The organism is Roseovarius sp. ZX-A-9 (assembly GCF_028369135.1).
GTDB lineage: Bacteria > Pseudomonadota > Alphaproteobacteria > Rhodobacterales > Rhodobacteraceae > Roseovarius.
The window spans coordinates 120,144-140,981 of record NZ_JAPWHW010000008.1 but is presented as its reverse complement, the minus strand read 5'-3'; the positions used below and the strand labels follow the sequence as shown (position 1 = coordinate 140,981).

Annotated in this window: 20 protein-coding genes; 11 read left to right on the top strand and 9 right to left on the bottom strand. The window is 61.8% G+C overall.

Annotation, left to right across the window (positions count from 1 at the left end; all coding sequences use genetic code 11):
- Nucleotides 1-14 precede the first annotated feature (14 nt).
- The 6 genes from queA to O3306_RS09935 all read left to right on the top strand — a co-directional run bounded on the left by queA (nucleotide 15) and on the right by O3306_RS09935 (nucleotide 6,305).
- Complete coding sequence (queA, locus tag O3306_RS09960; RefSeq protein WP_272006433.1) at nucleotides 15-1,118, top strand: tRNA preQ1(34) S-adenosylmethionine ribosyltransferase-isomerase QueA; 1,104 nt, start codon at nucleotides 15-17, stop codon at nucleotides 1,116-1,118.
- Nucleotides 1,119-1,169: 51 nt separating this feature from the next.
- Nucleotides 1,170-2,432, top strand: coding sequence for an MFS transporter (locus tag O3306_RS09955; RefSeq protein WP_272006430.1), 1,263 nt, complete (start codon nucleotides 1,170-1,172; stop codon nucleotides 2,430-2,432).
- A 108-nt stretch (nucleotides 2,433-2,540) separates the two neighbouring features.
- The gene (locus O3306_RS09950) at nucleotides 2,541-3,125 is read left to right on the top strand and encodes a DUF924 family protein (RefSeq protein ID WP_272006427.1); all 585 of its coding nucleotides are present in this window, start codon (nucleotides 2,541-2,543) and stop codon (nucleotides 3,123-3,125) included.
- Nucleotides 3,126-3,429: 304 nt separating this feature from the next.
- Nucleotides 3,430-4,824 (top strand): dihydrolipoyl dehydrogenase, encoded by a 1,395-nt coding sequence (lpdA, locus tag O3306_RS09945; protein ID WP_272006424.1) that lies wholly within the window; start codon nucleotides 3,430-3,432, stop codon nucleotides 4,822-4,824.
- Nucleotides 4,825-4,931: 107 nt separating this feature from the next.
- A complete protein-coding gene (locus O3306_RS09940; RefSeq protein WP_272006422.1) occupies nucleotides 4,932-5,528 on the top strand; it encodes an outer membrane protein in 597 nt (198 codons plus the stop codon).
- A 243-nt stretch (nucleotides 5,529-5,771) separates the two neighbouring features.
- A complete protein-coding gene (locus tag O3306_RS09935; RefSeq protein WP_272006420.1) occupies nucleotides 5,772-6,305 on the top strand; it encodes a methyltransferase domain-containing protein in 534 nt (177 codons plus the stop codon).
- 12 nt (nucleotides 6,306-6,317) lie between these two features.
- On the opposite strand, the gene O3306_RS09930 is transcribed toward O3306_RS09935, so the two are convergent.
- Nucleotides 6,318-6,668, bottom strand: a complete 351-nt coding sequence (locus O3306_RS09930; protein ID WP_272006417.1) for a DUF488 domain-containing protein — start codon at nucleotides 6,666-6,668, stop codon at nucleotides 6,318-6,320.
- Nucleotides 6,669-6,805: 137 nt separating this feature from the next.
- On the opposite strand from O3306_RS09930, the gene uvrA reads away from it, so the two are divergent.
- Nucleotides 6,806-9,694: an excinuclease ABC subunit UvrA gene (gene uvrA / locus O3306_RS09925; protein ID WP_272006414.1), complete on the top strand. Its 2,889-nt coding sequence runs from the start codon at nucleotides 6,806-6,808 to the stop codon at nucleotides 9,692-9,694.
- Nucleotides 9,695-9,767: 73 nt separating this feature from the next.
- On the opposite strand, the gene O3306_RS09920 is transcribed toward uvrA, so the two are convergent.
- The 6 genes from O3306_RS09920 to O3306_RS09895 form a co-directional block, all read right to left on the bottom strand.
- Nucleotides 9,768-9,968, bottom strand: coding sequence for a YgaP family membrane protein (locus O3306_RS09920; RefSeq protein WP_272006412.1), 201 nt, complete (start codon nucleotides 9,966-9,968; stop codon nucleotides 9,768-9,770).
- Between the two features lie 174 nt (nucleotides 9,969-10,142).
- Nucleotides 10,143-11,015 carry a 3-hydroxyisobutyrate dehydrogenase gene (gene mmsB, locus O3306_RS09915; protein WP_272006409.1) on the bottom strand — a complete coding sequence of 291 codons (873 nt, stop codon included), beginning with the start codon at nucleotides 11,013-11,015 and terminating at the stop codon, nucleotides 10,143-10,145.
- A gap of 3 nt (nucleotides 11,016-11,018) precedes the next feature.
- Nucleotides 11,019-12,071, bottom strand: coding sequence for an enoyl-CoA hydratase/isomerase family protein (locus tag O3306_RS09910; RefSeq protein ID WP_272006406.1), 1,053 nt, complete (start codon nucleotides 12,069-12,071; stop codon nucleotides 11,019-11,021).
- A gap of 19 nt (nucleotides 12,072-12,090) precedes the next feature.
- Nucleotides 12,091-13,233, bottom strand: a complete 1,143-nt coding sequence (locus O3306_RS09905; protein ID WP_272006403.1) for an acyl-CoA dehydrogenase family protein — start codon at nucleotides 13,231-13,233, stop codon at nucleotides 12,091-12,093.
- A 94-nt stretch (nucleotides 13,234-13,327) separates the two neighbouring features.
- Nucleotides 13,328-14,455 (bottom strand): carboxylate-amine ligase, encoded by a 1,128-nt coding sequence (locus O3306_RS09900; RefSeq protein ID WP_272006592.1) that lies wholly within the window; start codon nucleotides 14,453-14,455, stop codon nucleotides 13,328-13,330.
- A gap of 165 nt (nucleotides 14,456-14,620) precedes the next feature.
- Nucleotides 14,621-16,120 (bottom strand): CoA-acylating methylmalonate-semialdehyde dehydrogenase, encoded by a 1,500-nt coding sequence (locus O3306_RS09895; RefSeq protein WP_272006400.1) that lies wholly within the window; start codon nucleotides 16,118-16,120, stop codon nucleotides 14,621-14,623.
- A gap of 102 nt (nucleotides 16,121-16,222) precedes the next feature.
- Here O3306_RS09895 and O3306_RS09890 point away from each other — a divergent pair, with 102 nt between their 5' ends.
- The 3 genes from O3306_RS09890 (at nucleotide 16,223) to coaD (ending at nucleotide 18,259) form a co-directional block, all read left to right on the top strand.
- A complete protein-coding gene (locus O3306_RS09890) occupies nucleotides 16,223-17,119 on the top strand; it encodes a LysR family transcriptional regulator (RefSeq protein WP_272006397.1) in 897 nt (298 codons plus the stop codon).
- A gap of 117 nt (nucleotides 17,120-17,236) precedes the next feature.
- Nucleotides 17,237-17,671, top strand: a complete 435-nt coding sequence (locus O3306_RS09885) for a CBS domain-containing protein (protein ID WP_272006394.1) — start codon at nucleotides 17,237-17,239, stop codon at nucleotides 17,669-17,671.
- 96 nt (nucleotides 17,672-17,767) lie between these two features.
- Entirely contained in the window at nucleotides 17,768-18,259 is a 492-nt protein-coding gene (gene coaD, locus O3306_RS09880) for a pantetheine-phosphate adenylyltransferase (RefSeq protein WP_272006390.1), read from the top strand.
- A 76-nt stretch (nucleotides 18,260-18,335) separates the two neighbouring features.
- Here the strand turns inward: coaD and O3306_RS09875 are convergent, their stop codons facing one another.
- Nucleotides 18,336-18,479, bottom strand: coding sequence for a glyceraldehyde-3-phosphate dehydrogenase (locus tag O3306_RS09875; protein ID WP_272006387.1), 144 nt, complete (start codon nucleotides 18,477-18,479; stop codon nucleotides 18,336-18,338).
- Nucleotides 18,480-18,557: 78 nt separating this feature from the next.
- The gene (gap, locus tag O3306_RS09870; RefSeq protein WP_272006384.1) at nucleotides 18,558-19,559 is read right to left on the bottom strand and encodes a type I glyceraldehyde-3-phosphate dehydrogenase; all 1,002 of its coding nucleotides are present in this window, start codon (nucleotides 19,557-19,559) and stop codon (nucleotides 18,558-18,560) included.
- A 272-nt stretch (nucleotides 19,560-19,831) separates the two neighbouring features.
- On the opposite strand from gap, the gene O3306_RS09865 reads away from it, so the two are divergent.
- Complete coding sequence (locus O3306_RS09865) at nucleotides 19,832-20,803, top strand: DUF808 domain-containing protein (protein ID WP_272006379.1); 972 nt, start codon at nucleotides 19,832-19,834, stop codon at nucleotides 20,801-20,803.
- Nucleotides 20,804-20,838: the final 35 nt, after the last annotated feature.

Genomic DNA, 20,838 nt, shown 5'->3' with positions numbered 1-20,838 from the left:
GGATACGGATTCTGATGAAACTGAGCGATTTCGATTTTGATCTGCCCGAGGCCCTGATCGCCACACGGCCCGCGCGCCCGCGCAGCGCGGCACGGATGCTGGTGGCGGCGGGCGACCAGATGACGGATGCCCATGTCCACGCTCTGCCGGACTGGCTGCGCCCGGGGGATCGGCTGGTGCTGAATGACACGCGGGTGATCCCCGCACGGCTGACCGGGACGCGCCGCCGCAGCGGGCCGCAGGGGGAGAGTGTTGCAAAGATCGAGGTGACCTTGCTGGAGCCGGGCGCGGATGGCGACTGGACGGCGCTTGTCAAACACCTCAAGAAGCTGCGCGAAGGCGAGCAGGTGGAGTTCGGCGCGGACCTGTCTGCCACGCTGACGGCCAAGACCGACGGGCAGGCGCGGCTGCGCTTCAACCTGACGGGCGATGATTTCGACGCGGCTCTGGCAAGCGCCGGGGCCATGCCGCTGCCGCCTTACATCGCCGCCAAGCGTCCTGCGGATGCGCAGGACAAAACCGATTACCAGACCGTCTGGGCGCGCCATGCGGGGGCGGTTGCCGCGCCGACCGCATCGCTGCATTTCGATGAAGCGCTCTTGGCGGAGTTGCGCGCCAAGGGGGTCGATTTCACCCATGTCACGCTGCATGTGGGCGCGGGCACTTTCCTTCCGGTCAAGGTGGAGGATGTGACGACGCACAAGATGCATGCCGAATGGGGCGAGGTGACCGAGACAGCCGCCGCCGAGATCGCCGCGACGCGGCGGGCAGGTGGGCGGGTGATCCCGGTGGGCACCACCGCGCTGCGCCTGATCGAAAGTGCCGCGCGCGAAACCGGGGAAATCGCGCCCTGGCGGGGCGAGACGGATATTTTCATCTATCCGGGTTTCCGCTTTTGCGTGACCGACGCGCTGATGACCAATTTCCACCTGCCGAAATCGACGCTGCTGATGCTGGTCTCGGCATTCATGGGGCAGGGGCGCATGAAGCGGGTTTACGCCCATGCGGTGGCCCAGGGGTACAGGTTTTTTTCCTATGGTGACGCTTCGCTGTTGATCCCCGAGCAAATCACTGCGACGGGGGCGCAATCGACACGCGTGAGTCGCAAAGGGGCCTGACAGGCCCGAGTCTGCCCACTAGGCCGGGTAGATGAAAGTGGGAGAACTGCGATGATCAAGGTCCTGTCCAGCGCATGGGCGCTACTGTTGGGGATGATGCTGTTGCAGGTCGGAAACGGCATGCAAGGCACATTGCTGGGCATACGTGGCCAGATCGAAGGCTTCAGCACGCTTGAGATATCGCTGGTGATGTCGGGGTATTTCGTGGGCTTCCTGTTCGGGTCGCGGATGGCGCCCGAGATGATCCGCCGGGTTGGCCATGTGCGGGTTTTCGCAGCACTTGCGTCGATGATTTCGGCAGTGATGATCCTTTACCCGACCTGGACCGATCCTTGGGTCTGGGGCGCGGGGCGTATCCTGATCGGGTTCTGTTTCTCGGGCGTTTACGTGACAGCCGAGTCGTGGCTGAACAACGCGGCCAGCAACGAGAACCGGGGCAAGGCGCTGTCGCTCTACATGATCGTGCAGATGATCGGAATCGTGTCAGCGCAGGGTCTGATGGTGGTGGCCGATCCCGGCGGCTTCGTTCTGTTCATCATCCCTTCGGTGCTGATTTCGCTGTCTTTCGCGCCGATCCTGCTGTCAATCAGCCCGGTACCTGCCTTTGATACGACCAAGCCGATGACGCTGCGCCAGATCATGAAGACCTCGCCGCTGGGCTGTGTGGGGATGTTCCTGCTGGGTGGCATCTTTTCGGCGCAGTTCGGCATGGCGGCGGTTTACGGCGCCGAGGCCGGGCTGCGGATCGGGCAGATCTCGATGTTCGTTTCGGCCTTCTATATAGGCGCGCTGATCATCCAGTATCCGCTGGGCTGGTTGTCGGACCGGATGGATCGCCGCCTGTTGATCGGCGTTGCCTCGGCCATGATGGGCGTGGGCGCCGTGTTCGGCATGCTGTTTGGCAGCTTTTTCCCGATGCTGCTGGTCTCGGCGTTCTTTGTCGGGGGGCTGTCCAATCCGCTTTATTCGCTGCTGATCGCCTACACCAATGACTTTCTGCAGCACGAGGACATGGCCGCCGCGTCGGGGGGGATGGTGTTCATCAACGGTCTGGGGGCTGTGGCCGGACCGGTGATCACCGGCTGGATGATGGGGGTTCTCGGCCCCAGGGGGTTCTTTGTCTATATCGCCTTTCTCGGGTTCGCCATGGCGATTTACGCGGCCTACCGGATGACCCAGCGGGCGTCGCCGTCGGTCGAAGATACCGACCGCTATGCGCTTGTCACGGCCTCGTCTTCGCCGGTGGCGGTCACATGGGCGCAGGAATACGCCATCGATATTGCGCAGGAAGATGCTGAAGAGGGCAAAAGCTGAATGATTGTGACGGCTGTGTAGCATTACGTTACTGTCAATGCGGCCGAAATTGTCATTAATCTGTACTGGTAAGGCATGGAATGGACCGGACAAACAAGGAGTGGACCAGTGGTAACGCCTGACGATGTATTGAGTTTCTGGTTGGATGAGGTCGGACCGAAAGACTGGTATGCAGTTTCCGATGAGTTGGATACGACGATCCGCGAGCGGTTCGCCGATACCTGGCAGGGTGCACGAGAAGGGGCGAACGGCCTGTGGCTGACCTACCCGAACGGCACGTTGGCCTATATCATCCTGGTGGATCAGTTTCCGCGCAACATGTTCCGCGGCAAGGCCGAGGCATTTGCCACCGACAAGCAAGCCGTGGCCGCCGCCAAGGTCGCGATCCATCGCAAATGGGATCTGCGCGTGGCAGAGCCTGCGCGCCAGTTCTTCTATTTGCCGCTGATGCATGCCGAGAACCTGTGCGATCAGGATCGCTGCGTGCGGATGATCTGCGAGCGTATGCCCGAGACCGGGGACAGCACGCTTTTGCATGCGCGCGCGCATCGCGAAGTGATCCGCATGTTTGGACGTTTCCCCTATCGCAACGAGGCGTTGGGCCGGGCCAGCACCCTGCCTGAACGCAGCTACCTGGAAGCGGGCGGCTATGCCAGCACGCTGCGCCAGTTGCAGCAAAAAGACGCGGCCTGAGAGAACTGACCCGGCGCTGATGCCTTGTTGCGCCGGGCTTTGCCGTGGCCGGATTGCACGGCGCGTGACCCTTTCTGTTCCTGTTTCCAGAAGTAGACCGTCCGCCGCCGTCTCCCACGGGCGCGGCAAGGCACGCTGTGCTTTGCGAACGAGACGCCAAAAGCGTTTCCCCTTGATCTCGGGGCAGGGTTAAGTGGCAACGCAGTGCTACAATTCAATGTTGTGGAGGTTTCGGGAAAAACTCGTGTTTCAAGTTTCTCTCGAAACGCTTTAGTATCAAACCAAATTTCCGAGGGAGAGACAGATGGCCGCGAAATCCTTTGACATGATCGTGATCGGCGCAGGCCCGGGTGGCTATGTAGCGGCCATTCGGGGGGCGCAGCTGGGCCTGAATGTGGCGGTGGTCGAGCGCGAACATATGGGCGGTATCTGCCTCAACTGGGGGTGCATTCCCACCAAGGCGCTGTTGCGCTCTTCCGAAGTATTTCACCTGATGCACCGGGCCAAGGAATTCGGGCTGAAGGCCGATGGCATCGGGTACGATCTGGACGCGGTGGTCAAGCGCAGCCGCGCGGTGGCCAAGCAACTGAATGGTGGTGTCGGGCATCTGCTGAAGAAGAACAAGGTCACGGCGATCATGGGCGAGGCCACATTGGCCGCCAAGGGCAAGGTTTCGGTCAAGACCGACAAGGGGACCGAAGAGCTGAGCGCGCCGCATATCGTGCTGGCCACCGGCGCACGGGCGCGCGAGTTGCCCGGGCTGGAAGCGGATGGCGATCTGGTCTGGACCTACAAGCATGCCCTTCAGCCGCCACGCATGCCCAAGCGGCTTCTGGTCATCGGGTCGGGCGCTATCGGGATAGAATTTGCGAGCTTCTACAACACGTTGGGGACCGACACGACCGTGGTTGAAGTGATGGACCGCATCCTGCCGGTAGAGGATGCCGAGATCAGCGGCATGGCGAAAAAAGCGTTTACCAAGCAGGGCATGACCATTCTGGAAAAGGCCGGGGTCAAGCAGCTTGACCGCGCCAAGGGAAAGGTCACCGCGCATATCGAGCAGGGCGGCAAGGTGACGAAACAGGAGTTCGACACTGTGATTTCAGCCGTCGGCATCGTCGGAAATACCGAAGGCCTGGGGCTGGAGGCGCTGGGGGTTACGGTGGACCGGACCCATATCGTCACGGATGAGTTCTGCCGCACCGGAGTCGAAGGGCTTTATGCCATCGGCGATATCGCGGGCGCGCCCTGGTTGGCGCACAAGGCCAGCCACGAGGGCGTGATGGTGGCCGAGCTGATCGCGGGGGGCAAGCCGCATCCAGTCAAGCCGGGCAGCATCGCGGGCTGCACCTATTGCCATCCGCAGATCGCCAGTGTCGGCCTGACCGAGGCAAAGGCCAAGGAGGCCGGGTACAAGATCCGCGTGGGCCGGTTTCCCTTCATCGGCAACGGCAAGGCCATCGCACTGGGTGAACCGGAGGGCATGATCAAGACCGTGTTCGATGCCAAGACCGGCGAATTGCTGGGCGCGCATATGATCGGTGCCGAAGTGACCGAGCTGATCCAGGGCTACGTGGTGGGCCGCCAGTTGGAAACCACTGAAGAAGACCTGATGAATACCGTGTTCCCGCATCCCACGCTGAGCGAGATGATGCATGAAAGCGTGCTGGATGCCTACGGGCGGGTGATCCACATCTGAAGATTGCCCCGAGCCGGGGCCTGACGCGGAAATTTGCTCGAATCGGTGCATGGTGTATGCTGGTCCCCGAAGCCCTCTGCTGACGGGAGCGATCAATGTTGCGACGAATGAGCCTTGCATGTGCCGTTGCGGCCTTGTTTGCCGCTGGTTCGGCTGCTGCGCAATCTGCCTCGCAGGACTGGAGCGGGCCCTATGCCGGGTTCCATTTGGGCGGGGCCTATGGCGGGTTCACCAACAACGTGCCGGCGCAGCCGGGCCCGACAGAGGATGCCGGGACATTCCTCGGCGGTGTGCAACTGGGCTATAACTGGCAACAGGGTAACACTGTTTATGGGGCTGAGATCGATTATTCCCTGATGGAGTTGCGCGGCAGTTCTGCCGGTGGAAGTTTCGAAGAGAACGGCATGGGATCATTACGTTTTCGCGCCGGGCAAATCTTGGGCGAGACGTTGTTTTATGGCTCTCTGGGGGTTGCCTGGACCCAAAAGAAGACCAGCCTGACCGGCATTGGTTCGTCCACCGATTTCGAACCGGGGCTGATGGTCGGCGGTGGCGCCGAACGCTGGCTCGGGGATAACCTGTCCGGGCGGATCGAGGCCTATTACGTCGATGTGCCCAAATCGCAGCAGAGTGTCGGCGGGGTTGCGACTTCGGGCGGCTCGCAGAACGGTGTCTTTCGGGCCGGGCTGAACCTGCATTTCTGATCCGCGTCCTGACGACGCACGGCAAGGAGAGAACGACCATGAGATTGATGCATATCTGGATCGCGCTGGCGGCGTTCATGACCCTGTCGGCCGGTAGCTGCGGCGGTGGTTTTTTCTGACCCGAGCGGCAATCGGCAGTTGCGACATCACCCGTATATGACATTCTGACGCGCGCACGGCCCGCTTGGGGCAGTGTCAGTAAAGGTGCCGCGTAGACTTATGAAAAGCCTCAATCGAATCGTGATGCAGCGCACCTCGCGGAAGTGGCTGGAAGAATTGCCATTGGCCGAAATGCAGGCAGCTGAAATCTCGGGCAAGTCGGGGCGGCGCTATAATTTTCAGACATACGAGCGTTTCCGCTATCCCAAACATGATATCTGCGAAGGCCCGTTCGAGGATCACGACGGGCTGGTCCGGAAATTCGACATCGTGCTGGCCAACCAGGTGTGGGAACATCTGGATCGCCCCTATGCCGCCACCCGCAACGTGCTGCGGATGCTGCGGGTGGGCGGGTATTTCTGGATCGCGGTGCCGTTTCTCGTCCGCTACCACAACGCGCCGGTGGATTGTTCGCGCTGGACGGCGCGGGGGCTGACCAACCTGCTGATCGAGGCCGGTTTCGAGGCGGACAAGATCCGCTCTGCGCAATGGGGCAACCGCCACGCGGCGCTGCGCAATCTGGAGCCGGACTGGCCCCCGGTCTATGACCCGGCGCGAGACGACCTGACCAACGATCCCGATTGCCCGATCTGCGCTTGGGCGCTGGCGCAGAAATGAGCGGGCGGGGCGCTATGCCTTGTCCTTGAGGTAGTCACGCAAGGCGACCGCATTGTTGTGTGCTTCGTCCTTGGCGCCATAGACAAGGGTGACGCGCCCGTCGCGGACCTGGCCCAGCAGATCGTAGAGCGCCTCTCCGCATCCTTCCAGTTCGGCAAAATAACGTTTGCGGAAGTCCTGCCACTTGTCGGGGTCGTGATCGAACCATTTGCGCAGGTCGTCGCTTGGGGCGAGTTCCTTGCACCATTGGTCAAGCTGCGCGGCCTCTTTCGAGACGCCGCGCGGCCAGAGCTTGTCGACCAGCACGCGGTAGCCGTCATTCGCGGCCGGATCGTCATAGGCGCGTTTCGTGCGAATATCCATGTTTCGGCCCTCCTGACGAGGGAACGCAGTGCCGTGCCGTTGCGTTCCCGCCTTGGTGTTCCATTTTCGTTCCCGATTCCACCTTGGAGACTCGGAGACGATACACTATCTGTTAACCTCGCAGGTCCGGAGGCATCATGGCTGAGCAGAAACACATCGAAGTGCGTGGCGCGCGCGAGCATAACCTGAAATCGATCGATGTGGATATTCCGCGCGATCAACTGGTGGTGATCACCGGCCTCAGCGGGTCGGGGAAATCCTCACTGGCGTTCGATACGATCTATGCCGAAGGGCAGCGGCGCTATGTCGAATCGCTGTCGGCCTATGCGCGGCAGTTCCTTGACATGATGCAAAAGCCCGATGTGGATCACATCAGCGGCCTCAGCCCGGCGATCAGCATCGAGCAGAAAACCACGTCGAAGAACCCGCGCTCGACCGTCGGCACCGTGACCGAAATCTACGATTATCTGCGTCTGCTCTTTGCCCGCGCGGGCACGCCCTATTCGCCCGCCACGGGCAAGCCGATCGAGGCGCAGCAGGTGCAGGACATGGTGGACCGGATCATGGGCATGGAGGAGGGCACGCGCGCCTATCTGCTGGCCCCCATCGTGCGTGACCGCAAGGGTGAGTACCGCAAGGAGTTCCTGGAGCTTCGCAAGACCGGCTTTCAACGGGTCAAGGTTGACGGGGCCTTTTACGAATTGGACGAACCTCCGACGCTGGACAAGAAGTTCCGCCACGATATCGATGTGGTCGTTGACCGGATCGTGGTGCGCGAAGGGCTGGAGACGCGGCTGGCCGACAGTTTGCGCACCGCGCTGGATCTGGCCGATGGCATCGCGATCCTGGAAACCGCGCCCAGCGAGGGAGAGCCGGAGCGGATCACCTTTTCCGAGAATTTCGCTTGCCCGGTCAGTGGTTTCACGATCCCCGAGATCGAACCGCGGCTGTTTTCCTTCAACGCGCCTTTCGGGGCGTGCCCGGTCTGTGACGGGCTGGGGATGGAGTTGTTCTTTGACGAGCGGCTGGTGGTGCCGGACCAAAGCCTGAAAATCTATGACGGCGCGCTGGCGCCTTGGCGCAAGGGCAAGAGCCCGTATTTCCTGCAAACCATCGAAGCCATCGCCAAGCATTACGAGTTTGACCAGAACACCCGCTGGAAGGATCTTGATCCGCATGTGCAGCAGGTCTTTCTGTATGGGTCCGGCGACGAGGAAATCCCGTTTCGCTATGATGAAGGGGGCCGGGTCTATCAGGTCACGCGTGTGTTCGAGGGGGTCATCCCGAACATGGAGCGCCGGTATCGCGAGACCGACAGCAACTGGGTGCGCGAAGAATTTGAACGCTACCAGAATAACCGCCCTTGCGGCGCCTGCGAGGGCTATCGCCTGCGTGAAGAGGCGCTGGCGGTCAAGATCGGGCCCGCTGATGGCGCGCCGGAGGAGCGGATGCATGTGGGGCAGGTGGTGCAACTGTCCATCCGCGAGGCGCTGGCCTGGATTGAGGCTGCGCCGAGCCACCTGAGCCCGCAAAAGAATGAGATCGCCCGCGCGATCCTGAAGGAAATTCGCGAACGGCTGGGATTTCTCAACAATGTCGGGCTGGAATATCTGACGCTGAGCCGCAATGCCGGTACGCTGTCGGGTGGGGAAAGCCAGCGCATCCGGCTGGCCAGCCAGATCGGCAGCGGTCTGACCGGGGTGCTTTATGTGTTGGACGAGCCGAGCATCGGCCTGCATCAGCGCGATAATGACCGGCTGCTGGATACGCTCAAGAACCTGCGCGATCAGGGCAATACCGTGATCGTGGTGGAGCATGACGAAGAGGCGATCCGCGAGGCTGATTACGTTTTCGATATCGGTCCCGGCGCGGGCGTGCATGGCGGCCGCGTGGTCAGTCACGGCGTGCCTGCGGTGGTGGCGGCCGATCCGGGGTCGATCACCGGGCAATACCTGTCCGGGACGCGCGAGATACCGGTGCCCGCAAAGCGGCGTACAGGGAACAAGAAAAAACTGAAGGTTGTCAAAGCGTCAGGCAACAATCTTAAAGACGTGACGGCGGAATTTCCCCTGGGCAAATTCGTGTGCGTCACGGGGGTGTCGGGGGGCGGGAAATCCACCCTGACGATCGAGACATTGTTCAAGACCGCCTCGATGCGGCTGAACGGTGCGCGCCAGACGCCAGCCCCCTGCGAGACGATCAAGGGGTTGGAGCATCTGGACAAGGTGATCGACATCGACCAGCGGCCCATCGGGCGTACTCCGCGGTCGAACCCGGCCACGTATACCGGGGCGTTCACGCCGATCCGCGACTGGTTTGCCGGACTGCCCGAGTCCAAGGCGCGCGGATACAAGCCGGGGCGGTTTTCCTTCAACGTCAAGGGCGGGCGCTGCGAGGCGTGTCAGGGTGATGGCGTGATCAAGATCGAGATGCATTTCCTGCCCGATGTCTACGTCACCTGCGAGACCTGCCAAGGCAAGAGATACAATCGTGAAACTCTGGAAATACGGTTTAAAGGCAGAAGCATAGCCGACGTTCTTGATATGACGGTTGAAGATGCGCAAAGCTTCTTTCAGGCGGTGCCGAGCATCCGTGAAAAGATGGATGCGCTGGTGCGCGTCGGGCTTGGCTATATCAAGGTGGGCCAGCAGGCCACGACCCTGTCGGGTGGCGAGGCGCAGCGGGTGAAGCTGAGCAAGGAACTGGCCAAGCGGTCGACGGGGCGCACGCTTTATATCCTCGACGAGCCGACCACGGGGCTGCATTTCGAGGATGTGAAGAAGCTGCTCGAAGTGCTGCACGAACTGGTGGATAGCGGCAATACGGTGATCGTGATCGAGCATAACCTCGACGTGATCAAGACCGCCGACTGGATCATCGATATCGGCCCCGAGGGGGGCGATGGTGGCGGCGAGATCGTGGCCGTGGGAACGCCGGAAAAGATCGCCGAGGAGGTGCGCAGCCACACGGGCCGCTACCTCAAGCCGCTGTTGAAAGCGCGGCGCACGGTTGCAGCGGCGGAGTAACCGCCACCGCGCGCCGCTGGCATGATCTGCGGCCAGCATCCGATCACTCACGTGGCTCGGATGCTGATTTGTCTCAGCGTTTCATCGGGCAGGTGGATATGCCCAACAGCGAATAGGCCGGGCAACTGCCCATCAATCCGGTGATCAGGGGCACGATTCCGATCAGCAGGACCCAGCGATATCCGGCTTCTGGCATCATGAAAAAGGCCACCAAAAGCGCTGCGCCAACGACAACCCGCACAAAGCGGTCGATACTTCCGACATTCTTGGACATTTGTCTGATCCTTTCAGCAAAAGACCGGGACAATGTAGCACATATAACGTTTGTTGAATATGATTTGAATCAAACCCGCGACCGCAGCAGTTTCGGCGGTCGCGGTGTTCTACCGGGCATACAGGCCCGTTCTGGTGCGTGCGGGCTGGCGTCTCACGTCAGAGGCGAAACGGTTTAGCCGCGCCCGCGCTTTTCGAACCGGGGGAGCATCGCGCTGAAGTCGCGACCCCGGCCATCCTCGTCTTCGACGAACTGGCGATAGAGGGCGAGAGCGGCGGCCCCCATCGGCGTGTCGGCATCCGATGCCTCGGCTGCGTTTTGGGCCAACCCGAGATCCTTCAACATCAGCTCGGCGGCAAAACCAGGTTTGTAGTCGTTATCGGCCGGGCTCTGCGGGCCGATGCCCGGTGCGGGGCAATAGGCGTTCATCGACCAGCTATACCCCGAGGACGTGCTGACCACATCGAACATCGCCTGCCGGTCCAGACCCAGCTTGTCTGCCAGCGCGAAGGCCTCGCAGGTGGCGATCATGGTGACGCCGAGGATCATGTTGTTGCAGATCTTGGCCGCCTGACCGTTGCCGGAGGGGCCGCAATGCACCGATTTGCCGCCCATGATGTCAAAGAGCGGCTGCGCCTTGGCCAGTCCCGCCTCGTCGCCGCCGATCATGAAGGTAAGCGTGCCGGCGGTGGCGCCACCGATGCCACCGGATACGGGCGCATCAAGAGCGGACAGGCCCGCGGCCTGCGCGTCGGCGGCCACGGCGCGGGCGCTTTCGACATCGACGGTCGAGCAATCGAGGAATACCGCGCCCGGCGTCATGGCGGGGATGATTTCGGCGGCCACACTGCGCAGGATCGCGCCATTGGGCAGCATGGTGATCACCACATCCGCGCCGGTTGCGGCCTCGGCGGCGGTGCTGGCGGTGCCGGCGCCTTCGACGGTGACACCAGCCACGTCAAAGCCCGTGACGCTGTGCCCGGCCTTGGCTAGGTTCGCGGCCATTGGCGCGCCCATGTTGCCCAGTCCGATAAATCCGATTTTCATGGCTTAGCCTTTCTTTTCAAACGAGAGTTTGTTCGCCCCGAGGGGCATCAGCATGTTGCTGACGGCGACGGCGGGCAGCGCGTCCAGTTCGTGCTGCCAGTTCGGGTTGCGGTCCTTGTCGATGATCGCGGCGCGAATACCCTCGACGAAATCGCTGTGCTCCAACGCGCGATAGGTAAAGCGATATTCCAGATCGAGCGCCTTGCGGATGGTGAGCGTTTCGCCGCGCAGCCGGTGCATCATCTCGACGGTGCAGGCCATCGACAGGGGCGAGTTGCGGCCGATTGCCTTGAGCGCGCTCGCGGCAAAATCCGCGTCGTCGGGGCCTGCGGCCTGCAGGGAGCGCAGGATATCGCCCAGCGTCTCGCCGCCAAAATGCCGGTCCACCGCATCCTGCAGAACGGGCAGGGTGGTTTCCGGGTTGTTGACGGCATTTCGTGCAAGGATCTCGACATCTCCGTCGGCAACGAGCTCTGTCTTTAGCCGATCCCACTGGTCCGCGGGGATCAGCATATCTGCAAAGCCCGCATAGATCGCATCCGCGCCTTTCATCCGCGCGGTGGTCAGGCCCAGATATTCGCCCATCCGCCCCGGTGCCAGCGCCAGCATCATGGAGCCGCCCACATCAGGCACCAGACCGATGCTGCATTCGGGCATCGAGATGGCCGAGTCGTGATCGACGATCCGGTGGGTGCCGTGGCAGCCCACGCCGACGCCGCCGCCCATGGTGAAGCCCTGAAGGAACGACACGATCGGTTTTGGATACTCGAAAATTCGGGCGTTCAGGCGGTATTCATCCGCCCAAAACCGTTGACCATATTCGTAATCCCCGGCCTTGCCGCGTGCGTAAAGCTCCTGAATGTCGCCGCCAGCACAGAATGCCTTGTCGCCGACCGCGTCAATCAGGATCAGTTTCACGGTGCTGTCATCTGCCCAGGCGTCGAGCGCGGCCTCGATGGCGAGGCACATGTCATAGGTCAGCGCATTCAGCGCTTTGGGGCGGTCAAGCGTGATGCGGCCGGCACAGCCTTCGGCGCGGATATAGATATCAGGCATGGTTGTTCATTCCCGTGCTCTAGCGTTCGTTCAGCATGTGGCGGGCAACGATCAGCCGCATGATCTCGTTGGTGCCTTCGAGGATTTCGTGCACCCGCAGGTCGCGCACCAGTTTTTCGATCCCGTAATCGGCAAGGTAGCCGTAGCCGCCATGCAGTTGCAGACACTGGTTGACGATCCGCGATCCGGCCTCGGTCACGAACTTCTTGGCCATGGCGCAATACTTGCTGGCATCAGGGGCGCCGGTGTCGAGCTTCCACGCGGCCTGACGCAGGAAGACGCGGGCGGCGGAGAGTTCTATCTCCATCTCGGCGAGGCGGAATTGCAGCGCCTGAAACTGGTCGATGGATTTGCCGAAAGCCTTGCGATCGGCCATGTAATCGCGGGTCAGGTTCATGGCGGTCTGGGCCGCGCCCAGCGAGCAGGCGGAAATGTTCAATCGGCCGCCATCAAGGCCGGACATCGCATATTTGAAACCTTTTCCTTCTTCACCCACCAGATTTTCCGCAGGAATATTGCAATTGTCGAACTGCACCTGGCGTGTTGGCTGGCTGCGCCAACCCATCTTGTCCTCCAATCCGCCAAAGCTGAGGCCCTCTGTGCCGTCATTGACCAGCACAGTCGAGATGCCCTTGGGCCCGTCCTCGCCGGTGCGGACCATCACCACGTAGGCGTCGGAATAGCCGCCGCCGGAAATGAACGCCTTCGTGCCGTTGAGGGTGTAACCCTCGTTTGAGCGTTCGGCGCGGGTCTTGAGTGCGGCGGCGTCGCTGCCCGATCCGGGTTCGGTCAGGCAATAGCTGAGGATGCATTTCATGCTGAGGATATCGGGCATCACCCGCGCCTTCATCTCGGCGCTGGCGTAGGTGTCGATCATCTTGGCGCACATGTTGTGGATCGAGAGAAATGCCGCCACCGACGGGCAGGCCATGCTGAGTGCTTCGAACACCAGCGTCGCATCCAGCCGGGTGAGGCCGGAGCCGCCGCTGTCCTCCGAGACGTAGAGCCCGCCGAATCCCAGTTCGGCAATCTGCGGCCACAGCGTCTTGGGGATGTCGCCGTCGGCCTCCCATTTGCGGGCATGGGGGGCGATATTGTCTTGCCCAAAGGCGTGGGCCATGTCGAAAATCGCCGATTGTTCTTCACTGAGCGCGAAATCCATCACTATGTCCTCGGATGCATGGAATTGAACGTATGTTTATTTTTCAAATCTAACAGGAGTATTGCAAGGCGGACAGGGGGGGGGCGGCCACCTGTTAGAGGTCGGCGTGAAATTCGTCGATGAGATGCTGCACGACGGCGCGCAGGGCGGTGTCCTTGTCATCGCCCTGATCCATTTTGTTCTTGTAGACGCGGCGCTGGCGGTCGGCGCTGGTACCGTTCTGGGCGATGTTGTGCGCGCGCGCCACTTCGTCGAGCGAGTTGAAATAGGCCAGATCCTCTCCGGTCAGCTCCATCAACTCGTCCATGAGTGTTGTCATCGGCACCACTTCGCCAAGGCCGAAATCCAGCAGACCCTCGCGCACGCCGTAGCGCTGCGCACGCCAGCGGTTTTCCGCGATCAGGAAGGTATCGTAGATGCGCCAGCGCTGGTTCTTGATCGCCAGCCGCCAGAGCATGCGCGCCCAGGCCTGGGTGATGGCAGCGAGGCAGAGCGTGTCTTCGAGCCGGGGCTGTACGTCGCAGATGCGCGATTCGATGGTCGGGAATTTTGACGAGGGACGCAGATCCCACCAGATTTTGGAGCTGTCCTCGATCACGCCGATGTCGACGAGGATCTGCACCGAGCGCTCGAATTCGCCAAAGCTGGTCATGCGGGGCGGCAGGCCGGTGCGGGGCAGGTTGTCAAAGACGGTCAACCGGTAGCTGTCCAAACCGGTATCCTGCCCCTGCCAGAACGGTGAAGAGCAACTGAGCGCCAACAGATGCGGCAGGAAATAGCTCATCTGGTTCATCAGATCGATGCGGCGGTCGGGGTCTTCGATTCCGACATGCACATGCATGCCGCAGATCAACATGCGCTGCACCACGCCGGCCAGATCGTTGGACAGGGTGTTGTAGCGCTGTTTGTCGGTGTGTTTCTGGTCGCGCCAGTCGGAAAACGGGTGGCAGGATGCGGCGATGGGGGCGAGGTTGAATTTAGCCGCCTCGCGCGACACGCAACTGCGCAGGCGTTTGAGGTCGGCGCGCGCTTCGTGCACGTCGCGGCAGACCTTGGTGCCGATCTCGATCTGGCAATTGAGAAATTCGGGGCTGACCTGATCCTGCAACTCGGCGCTGCAGGCGTCCATCATCGACTGGGGCGCCTCGGCCAGCGCCAGACTGTCGCGGTCCACCAACAGGTATTCTTCCTCGATTCCGATGGAAAAGGCGGGCTCGATCATGGCCATCGCATGTACCTTCCTGTTTGTGCGGTCCAGAAGAGCATGCATGCGCCCGTCGAGGCAAGCCTGTCAGCGTTTGGTCCGGGCCACAGGGCAGTGGCCCAAGAAACGAAAAAGGGCCGCGGTATGAACCGCGACCCCTGATTTCCGGCGTCTCTTTCGAGATCACTCCATCGGCTTGAAGTTGAACTCGCCGCCTTCCTTGATGCCCGACGGCCAGCGCGAAGTGACCGTTTTCGTGCGGGTGTAGAACTTGAACGCGTCCGGCCCGTGCTGGTTGAGGTCGCCGAAGACCGATTTCTTCCACCCGCCGAAGGTGTGATAGGCGAGCGGGACAGGGATCGGCACGTTGATGCCGATCATGCCCACGTTGACACGCGATGCGAAATCGCGCGCGGCGTCGCCGTCACGGGTGAAGATCGCGGTGCCGTTGCCCATCTCGTGGTCCATCGCCAGTTTCAGCGCCTCTTCGTAGCTTGCTGCGCGCACGGTGCTGAGAACGGGGCCGAAAATCTCTTTCTGGTAGATTTCCATGTCTGGTGTCACCCGGTCGAAAAGGTGCGGCCCGACGAAGAACCCGTCTTCGTAGCCCTGAAGCGAGAAGCCGCGCCCGTCAACGACAAGCTCTGCGCCCGCGTCAATGCCCGACTGCACCAACCGTTCGATGTTGGCTTTGGCAGCGGCGGTCACGACGGGGCCGTAATCAACGTCGTCGCCCGAGGTGTAGGGGCCGACCTTCAGTGCTTCGATGCGCGGGACCAGCTTTTCGATCAGCTTATCGGCGGTTTCTTCGCCCACCGGGACGGCCACGGAAATCGCCATGCAGCGTTCGCCAGCAGCGCCGTAGCCTGCGCCGATCAGCGCGTCGGCAGCCTGATCGAGATCGGCGTCGGGCATGATGATCATGTGGTTTTTCGCGCCGCCGAAGCATTGCACGCGTTTGCCCTGCGAACAGCCCGTGCCGTAGATATATTCGGCAATCGGTGTGGAGCCGACAAATCCGATCGACTGGATCACGTCATGGTAGAGGATCGCGTCGACCGCTTCCTTGTCGCCGTTGACCACTTGCAGGATGCCCTTGGGCAGGCCCGCTTCTTCCATCAGCTCGGCGAGCATCAGGGGTACGGACGGATCGCGCTCGGACGGTTTGAGGATGAAGGCGTTGCCACAGGCAATGGCGGGCGCGAACATCCACATCGGGATCATGGCGGGGAAGTTGAAGGGCGTGATGCCCGCTGTCACGCCAAGCGGCTGGCGCATCGAATACATGTCGATGCCAGGGCCGGCGCCGTCGGTGTATTCGCCCTTGAGCAGTTCGGGCGCGCCGATGCAGTACTCAACCACTTCGAGGCCGCGCTGCACGTCGCCCTTGGCGTCGGGGAAGGTCTTGCCGTGTTCGGCGCTCAGCGCCTCGGCCAGCTTGTCCATGTCGCGGTTCAGCAGGCCGACGAATTTCATCATCACCCGTGCGCGGCGTTGCGGGTTGGTGGCGGCCCATTTGGGCTGTGCGGCCTGTGCGGCCTGTACGGCGGCCTCCAGTTCCTCGGCGTTTGCCAGCGGGCACTTGGCCTGCACTTCGCCGGTGGCGGGATTGTAGACATCAGAAAAGCGGCCCGACGTGCCTTTGACATGGGCGCCGTTGATGTAATGGGTCAGTTCTTTCATGTGATCCTCCGTTCATGTTTGTGCGCAACCTACTCTTGCAAATTTCCGCACGAAAGGGACAATCTATCAAAGGGGATTTGCATAAATGCAAAGGGGGCAAAGATGGACGCACAATGGGACGATCTGAAAGTTTTCCTGGCTGTCGCCAGGAATGAGAGCCTGTCGGCTGCGGGCCGGGTTCTGAAGGTCGATCCGGCCACTGTCGGACGGCGCATCGCGCGGCTGGAGGAGACGCTGAAGGTGGCGCTGTTTGCCAAGTCACCTCAGGGCTATGCATTGACCAATGGCGGGCAGCGCCTGATGAGCCATGCGGTGCGCGCCGAGCAGGAAATGCTGATGGCCTTCGAGGATGTGGGCGAGCGGGGCCGCCAGTTGAGCGGGCAGATCAGGCTGGGCGCGCCAGACGGGTCGGCCAATTTCCTGCTGCCGCAGGTCTGTTCCGGGATTGTCGAGCAGAACCCGGACCTGGAAGTGCAGATCGTGGCGCTGCCGCGGGTCATCAACCTGTCGAAACGCGAGGCGGACATGGCGATCACCGTCAGTGCGCCTACCGCGGGGCGGCTGAGCGTGCAGAAAATCTCGGATTACAAGCTGCACCTCGTGGCGTCCCGGAAATACCTCAGGAATGCCGCCCCGATCCACAGCCGTGACGATCTGCGGCACCACCGCTTTATCGGCTACATTCAGGACATGATCTTTGACAAGGAGCTGGATTACCTGAGCGAGGCCGGGCTGGACAAGGTGCATCTGGCCAGCAATTCCTTTTCGGTTCAGTTCAACTGGATCCGGCAGGCGGCGGGGATCGGGTTCATGCATGATTTCGCAATTCCGTTCAGCCGGGGGTTGGAAAAGGTGCTGAAGGATGAAATCAGTCTGACGCGCAGTTTCTACCTTGTTCGGCACGCCGATGACCGGCGGTTGGAGCGGATGAACCGCTTTGCCGAGGCGCTGGCGGTGGGCATCAAGAAAGAGGTGGCACGGCTGGAAGGGCAGACCTGATTCAAGAGGGCCGGAGTGCCCGCGCCTCTGGTTGGCCGGGTAGCGCATTACCTTGACAGGTTTCCCCCGATCATGGACGCTGAAACTGATGGCGAGAAAAACCGCAGGAGAAACAAAATGCTGGTGCAACAAATCCTGAAAGCCAAGGGCGACAGCCCGGTGGTCACGATCAAACCCGGCACGCTTGTCTCGGATGCGGCGCGTATCCTGGCGGAACGGCGCATCGGTGGTCTCATCGTCTCGCGCGATGGGGTCGAGGTGAACGGGATCCTGTCGGAGCGCGACATCGTGCGCTCGCTCGCGGTGCGCGGCGCCGGGTGCCTGTCCGAGAAGATCGACGACATGATGACGCGCAATCCGGTCTGCGCCTCGAAAAATGACAGCGCCGACACGATTCTGGCGCGGATGACCGACGGGCGTTTCCGCCACATGCCGGTTGTTGAAGATGGCAAGCTGGTGGGAATCGTGACCATCGGCGACGTGGTTTCAGCGAAACTTACCGAACTTTCGATGGAAAAGGACGCGCTGCAAGGCATGATCATGGGGCATTGAGCGCGCTGAGGCGGCTATAAAACCCTTGCAATGAGGCGGAAGTTTCTGCTTTCTGACCGCGAAACCAAGAAGTTTTCACGATAGGCGGCAACCCTCATGCGCATTGGCCTTTATCCCGGCACGTTCGACCCGATCACTTTGGGTCATATTGATATCATCCGCCGGGCTTGCCTGCTGGTGGATCGGCTGGTGATTGGGGTGGCAATCAACCGCGACAAGGGGCCGCTGTTTTCGCTCGAAGAGCGGGTGGCCATGGTCGAGGCGGAAGCTGACCGGCTGGCCCGCGAGACGGGCACCGAGATCGTCGTGCACCCCTTTGACAATCTGCTGATCGATTGCGCCCGCGACGTGAACGCGCAGGTGATCGTGCGCGGCCTGCGCGCCATTGCCGATTTCGAATATGAATACCAGATGGTCGGCATGAACCGTGTGCTTGATGCATCGGTCGAGACGGTTTTCCTGATGGCGGATGCGCATTATCAGGCGATCGCGTCGAAACTGGTCAAGGAGATCGCGAGGCTGGGTGGCGACGTGCGCAATTTCGTCACCGCGCCCGTCAACGAGGCCCTGTTGGAAAGATACAGCTGAGGCGAGTGATCGCGCGGCAGTGGCAGGGTATGTGCCTGGCCGTGTTTGACCGGAACCGTGGTGACGGTGCCGCGGGTCAACGCCAGAAGGCCAGCCATTCGATCAGATCTGCGAATTTCCGACCCAGGAAAACCGTGCCGCTCCAATCCTGCAAAGCGTAGTCCAGCGACAGCCCAAGCACGATCAGAAGGCCGATGCCGATGGCGATCTTGTTGGTCATCTGCGTCATCCCGAAACGATTGCGGCCCCGCCGGGTATGCCTGACGGGGCCGCATCGTGCAAGATCGGGCAGGATGGTTCAGCCGAGACGGCCCATCAGCGCGGCGAGGTCCGCCATGCGGCACGAAAAGCCCCATTCGTTGTCATACCATGCCAGCACCCGCACCAGACGCCCGCCGGTCACTTTGGTCTGGGCCGGGGCGAAGATGCTGCTTTCCTCGGTGTGGTTGAAGTCGATGCTGACTTTTGGCTCGGGGTCATAGGCGAGGATGCCTTTCATCGCGCCATTGGCCGCCGCTTCGACAACCGCGTTCACTTCGGCCTCGGTCACGTCGCGGGACGCGATGAAGGTCAGGTCAACGGCAGAAACATTCGGGGTGGGCACGCGGATGGCCGAACCGTCCAGCTTGCCCTTGAGCGCGGGCAGCACTTCACCCAGCGCCTTGGCGGCCCCGGTGGAGGTGGGGATCATCGACATGGCGGCGGCGCGGGCGCGGTAGAGATCCTTGTGACGGCGGTCCAGCGTCGGCTGGTCGCCGGTATAGGCGTGGATCGTGGTCATGATGCCGCTCTCGATGCCGATGCCTTCGTGCAGCACTTTGGCCAGCGGGGCGAGGCAGTTGGTGGTGCAGGAGCCGTTCGAGATCATCCGTTCGCCGGCTTGCAGGTCTTCGTGGTTGACGCCCATGACCACGGTGCGATCGACGTTCTTGCCCGGTGCTGACAGCAGGACCTTGCCCGCGCCGCGCTCCAGATGCTTGTTGGCCTTCGTGCCGTCGTTGAACTTGCCGGTGCATTCCAGCAGGACATCGACGCCGTCCCAGTCCAACTCGTCCAGATCATAGGTCGAGTACATCTGCATCGGGCCGCGGCCCAGGTCCATGGTACCGTCGCCGAGCGTGATCTCGTTGGCGAAACGGCCATGCACGCTGTCGTACTTGATCAGATGCGCGGCGGTTTCCAGCGGGCCGGTGGCGTTGACCTTGACCACTTCGATATCGTCGCGTCCGCTCTGGGCGATATGCGCGAGGGTGGCGCGGCCGATGCGTCCAAACCCGTTGATGCCAACTTTGACGGTCATGTGAATTCTCCTCTCGCGGATGATGTTGACCGGCATATAGTCTTGCGGGCACCGCACCGAAAGCCAAAAAGCACGAGGTTTCAGTGTGGTAGCGATAACTGTGGCGGGAAAGCGCGTGCCGGTCTGGGTGGTTGCGCTAACGGATTGATTGCGGCGGGAGGCCAATCGCCTGTAACGTCTATGGAACGGGCCAAAGCGTTCCCGCGTTTGATCCTTGGCACGGGGTCAGATGCGAAACGCCGCGACGTTGAAACGGCTTTGAGGGAGTCAGCATGAGCGGATTACTGGCGCTACTGGACGATGTGGCGGCGATTGCCAAGGTCGCAGCGGCCTCTGTCGATGATGTTGTGGCGCAGGCGACCAAGGCTGGCGCCAAGGCGGCGGGGGCGGTGATCGACGATGCGGCGGTGACGCCGAAATATGTTCAGGGGTTCGAGCCGAGCCGCGAGCTGCCCATCGTCTGGCGCATCGCGCGTGGCTCGATCATCAACAAGTTGGTGTTCCTGCTGCCCGTGGGGCTGGCGCTCAGCGCGTTCGCGCCTGGGGGAATCGCGCCGTTGCTGATGCTGGGCGGGGCGTATTTATGTTTCGAGGGGGCCGAGAAGATCGCGCATGTGCTGGGGTTCGGGCATGATCACGGCGGCCCGGATGGTAGCCACGCGCCGATGGACCCGGCGCATCTGGAAGAGCAAAAGGTGGCTGGGGCGATCAAGACCGACTTCATCCTGTCGGCCGAGATCATGACCATCGCGCTGGCGGCCATTCCGGATCTTGGATTCTGGATGGAGGCCGCAACGCTGGCACTGGTTGCGGTGATGATCACCGTTGCGGTTTACGGTGCGGTGGCGCTGATCGTGAAAGCGGACGACCTGGGGCTGCTGATGGCGGCCGAAGGGCGGGTGCGGCTGGTACGCAGGTTGGGGCGGGGGATCGTGACGGCGATGCCGCAGGTTCTGAAGCTGCTGATGATCATCGGCACGGCGGCGATGCTCTGGGTCGGGGGCAGCATCATCGTGCATGGTCTGAAAGAGCTGGGTTGGCCGCAGCCCTATGCCTATATCCACCACCTGGCCGAAGCGGCGGCGCATGGTGCCGGGCAATTCACCAGTTCTGCCGAGTGGCTGATCGTGGCCGGGATCGACGGGCTGCTGGGGCTGGCGCTGGGGACCATCCTGATCCCGGTGGGGACAAAGGTGATAACGCCTGTGTGGCAGGCGTTGCGCAAGCTTAACCCAGTGGTCTGAAACCCGGGCGCGCGCGCCCGGAACAAGCGGTCGGA